Here is a 3613-nt window from a genome sequence, read left to right on the forward strand (position 1 = left end):
GACCGAGGCCGGTCGAGTCGATGATGTGCACCCGGCTCAGGTCGACCACGACATGCCCGCCCACCTCGGCCACGTGCCGCAGCGCCGTGCGCAGGTTGTCGCCGGTGTCGAGGTCGATGTCACCAGTGGCGGCGATGACTGTCGTGCCGTCGAGGTGGTCGATGCCGAGGATGCCACCGGGGCCATGCTCGTCGCACGACGCGTGGCCACCTGTCGAGGCGGGCAGGAGGCTGCAGTGCGGGCAGCGGTGCGGCCCGGTGGCGAAGGGGGAGCCGCTCCAGCCGTGTTCGGCCACCAGGGTCCAGACGACCTCGGCGTCGGGGAGCACGCACGCGGTGCCGCGGATGGTCTCGCCGCAGGTGTCGCAGATCAAGGTCATCAGATACTCGTCCGGGACGACGGTCATGCTGCTGGTCCTTTCTCATTGACGATCGGGAGCACCTGATCCAGGCGGGTGATCTGCAGGATGCGCCGGACCCGGGGGTTCGGATCGCGGACGGTGAGGGCCGCGTCGGCGCGAGTCAGCCGCCGGTGCACGTCGAGCAGCAGGCCGATGGCGGCGGCGTCGAGGTGCTGGCAGTCGGACAGGTCGAGCACGACCTGTGCGGGGCGCAGCGCCAGCAGTCGGTCGAACACCGCGCCGACCTCCGGCAGACAGGCCAGATCGAGTTCGGTGACGCGAACCTCGACCAGCGGCAGCGTGTACCTCGCGGGCAGCACCGGCGTCGCCATTGCCGTACCCCTCTCCGTCGACCTTGCCTCCTGCCCACCGTGCTGGGCGGGGTTGGCGGTCACTGCAAGGCTCTGTGACAGTTGTGTGACAAAACCGCCGTCCGGCGGGCACGGTTGGCCGCCCGGCGGTCGGCCGAGGATGATTCCGGGATGACGGCCGTACTGGTGATCGAGGACGACGACCGCATCCGGCTCGCGCTGCTGCTCGCACTTGAGGACGAGGGCTACGACGCTCTCGGCGCGGCCACGGCCGAGGAGGGCCTACGTGCTCAGCGCCACCACCCGGCCGACTACGTGCTCGTCGACCTGATGCTGCCCGGCCTCGACGGCTTCGAGTGCATCCGACAGTTGCGCCGAGACGACGACGTGCCGATCGTGGTGGTCAGCGCCCGTGACGGCACCGACGACATCGTGGCCGCCCTCGAAGCCGGCGCCGACGACTACGTGGTCAAACCCGTGGCCATCCGGGAGCTGACCGCCCGCCTGCGGGCTCTGCGCCGCCGTGCCCGGCCGGTGGTCACGACCTCGACGCCGGAGCCCGTGCCGGCGGTCGCCTTCGGGGAGTTGGAGATCAGCCCGGAGGCGGGGGAGGTGCGCCGTGCCGGCCAGCAGGTCACTGTCACCCGCACCGAGTTCCGGCTGCTCTGTGAGCTGGCCGAGCACGCTGGTCGGGTGCTGTCACGTCAGCAGTTGCTGCAACGGGTCTGGGGGTACGACAGCGGCGACGAGCGGCTCGTCGACGTGCACGTCGGTCGGCTGCGGCAGAAGATCGAGCTGGACCCGGCGAACCCCCGGCACCTGGTCACCCTGCGGGGCCTTGGCTACAAGTTGCAACGATGAGACGCCTCGGACTGCGTACCCGGGTGACCGCCGCGTTCGCCGTCGGCGCGCTCCTGCTCTCGGCGTCGATGGCCCTGATCTCCTACGAGTTGACCCGCCGGTCCCTGCTCGACGACCGCGAACGCATCGCCCTGCGGGCCGCCTACTTCGACGCCGCCGTGGTGCATGCCGGCCTCGACACCGACACCCCGGACGTGGTGGAGGTGCTCCGGTCGTTGGACACCGGCGGAAGCCGTCGACCGGTGCTGCACCTCAACGGCGAGTGGTACGCGAGGGCAGCCGATCCCGGCACCACGGCCGCCATCCCCGACGAGCTGCTCCGGGTCGTCTCGGCCGGGGAGCCGGCCGTGCAGCGTGTCCGCGTCGACGGGCAACCGGCCCTGGTGGTCGGTGTGCCGTTGTCCGCGTCCGCGACGTACTTCGAGGTCAATTCGCTGCGCGAGCTGGAGCAGACCTTCCGGGTGCTGGCCCTCGCGCTGACCAGCGTCGCGGTGCTGGTCGCCGGATCCGGGGCCGCCCTCGCCTGGTACGCCACCCGACACGGGCTGCGGCCGCTGACAGCGGTCGCCGACGCGGCCGAGAAGATCGCCGCCGGTGACTTCACCGCCCGGCTCGACCCGGCCACCGACCCTGACCTCACCCGACTCTCCTCGTCGTTCAACCAGATGGTCGACCGCCTCGCCCTGCGCATCGAACGGGACCGCCGGTTCGCCGCCGACGTCAGCCACGAACTGCGGTCCCCGTTGCAGACCCTCGCCGCGGCGGCCAGCGTCCTGGCCCGCCGTCGGGAACACCAGGACGAACGGACCGCCACCGCCGCCGGGCTCGTCGCCGACGAGATCGATCGTTTCCAACGGCTCGTCAATGACCTGATCGACCTGGCCCGCAGCGACCAGCCGGCCCACCGTGCCCCGGTGGACGTGGTGGAGCTGTCCCGGGAGACCTGCGACGCGTACGACCTGCCGGGCACCCTCGTCAGCCTGGCACCGGACGTGCCCACGACGTGGCAGGTCGAGCGGCGGCGGGTCGCCCAGATCCTGGCGAACCTGCTCGACAACGCCGCCACCTACGGCGGTGGCCCGGTGGCTGTTCGCCTGGACCGGGACGGGGACAGCGGCGTCATCGAGGTCGACGATGACGGTCCGGGCGTTCCCGTGGAGGACCGGGAGGCGATCTTCGACCGGTTCGTCCGGGGGCGAGCCGCCCACACCCGTGGCGCCGGCGACGGCACCGGCCTGGGGCTGGCGCTGGTCGCGCAGCACGCCGCCGCGCACGCGGGGCAGGTGACGGTCGCCGACCGTCCGGGCGGGGGCGCCTGTTTCCGGGTCACCCTGCCGGGGAGCCTGTCGTGAGGCCCCGCCGTCTCGTCCCGTTGGCCCTCGTTGTGCTGCTGACCGCATGTGGCATCCCCACCGACGACACCCCACGCGCGGTGCCGGCCCCGCGAGGGCCGCTGAGCAGCGCCGCTCCCGCCGACACCACCGCACCGGCCGGCAGCGCCGCCGAGACGCTCTGCCTGGTCCGGAACAACCGCATCGTCCCCGTGGTCCGGCGCGTAGACAGGGCACCCAGCATCGCGGACCAGTTGCGGCACCTGCTCGCCGGGCCCAGCGGGGCCGAACGGGACAGCGATCTGACCAGTGCGCTGCCGGGGGCGGTCAACGCCGCCCTCGCGACAGTTACCGGGACGCAGGCCGTCGTCGCTGTGGACGAACCCGCCGAGGTGGGCGGTCGCAGCGACGAGGTCCTCGCCTTCGGGCAGATCGTCTGCACTCTCACCAGCCGCGAGGACGTCTCCACAGTGGCCTTCCTGCGCGACGGCAGGGCTTTGGGCGTGCCCCGGGCCGACGGCTCCCTGTCGAGCATGCCGCTCACCCGCGGCGACTACGCCCCTCTCATCAGCGAACGCTGAACGCCAGGTTCGGGGTTGCTCGGTGGAAGACCTGAGACGAATGCCAGGGCGACCCGAGGGAAGCTCCCGGAGGTCAACGGCATCCGCTGAGGACCGGGGTGGCGCTGGCCCCGTCGGACCAGCGCCACC

5 protein-coding genes are annotated in these 3613 nt (G+C 72.0%); 3 read left to right on the top strand and 2 right to left on the bottom strand.

Annotated features, from left to right (window positions below; translation table 11 throughout):
- Together ABZ749_RS31665 and ABZ749_RS31670 are read right to left on the bottom strand one after the other, a co-directional pair.
- The coding region (locus ABZ749_RS31665) for an STAS domain-containing protein (RefSeq protein WP_357234263.1) at positions 1-406 on the bottom strand (406 nt) is incomplete at its 3' end.
- Positions 403-732 carry an STAS domain-containing protein gene (locus ABZ749_RS31670; RefSeq protein ID WP_357234266.1) on the bottom strand — a complete coding sequence of 110 codons (330 nt, stop codon included), beginning with the start codon at positions 730-732 and terminating at the stop codon, positions 403-405. The genes ABZ749_RS31670 and ABZ749_RS31665, both read right to left, overlap by 4 nt.
- A 150-nt stretch (positions 733-882) precedes the next feature.
- Here ABZ749_RS31670 and ABZ749_RS31675 point away from each other — a divergent pair, with 150 nt between their 5' ends.
- From ABZ749_RS31675 to ABZ749_RS31685, 3 genes are read left to right on the top strand one after another with little or no spacing between them, the layout of a single operon-like run.
- Positions 883-1572: a response regulator transcription factor gene (locus ABZ749_RS31675; protein WP_357234268.1), complete on the top strand. Its 690-nt coding sequence runs from the start codon at positions 883-885 to the stop codon at positions 1570-1572.
- Complete coding sequence (locus tag ABZ749_RS31680; protein ID WP_357234270.1) at positions 1569-2924, top strand: HAMP domain-containing sensor histidine kinase; 1356 nt, start codon at positions 1569-1571, stop codon at positions 2922-2924. The genes ABZ749_RS31675 and ABZ749_RS31680 overlap by 4 nt, the downstream gene beginning before the upstream one ends.
- A complete protein-coding gene (locus tag ABZ749_RS31685) occupies positions 2921-3484 on the top strand; it encodes a GerMN domain-containing protein (RefSeq protein WP_357234273.1) in 564 nt (187 codons plus the stop codon). Before ABZ749_RS31680 ends, ABZ749_RS31685 begins: the two co-directional genes overlap by 4 nt.
- Positions 3485-3613 lie beyond the last annotated feature (129 nt).

Source organism: Micromonospora sp. NPDC047753 (genome assembly GCF_040642735.1).
Classification (GTDB): Bacteria; Actinomycetota; Actinomycetes; order Mycobacteriales; family Micromonosporaceae; genus Micromonospora.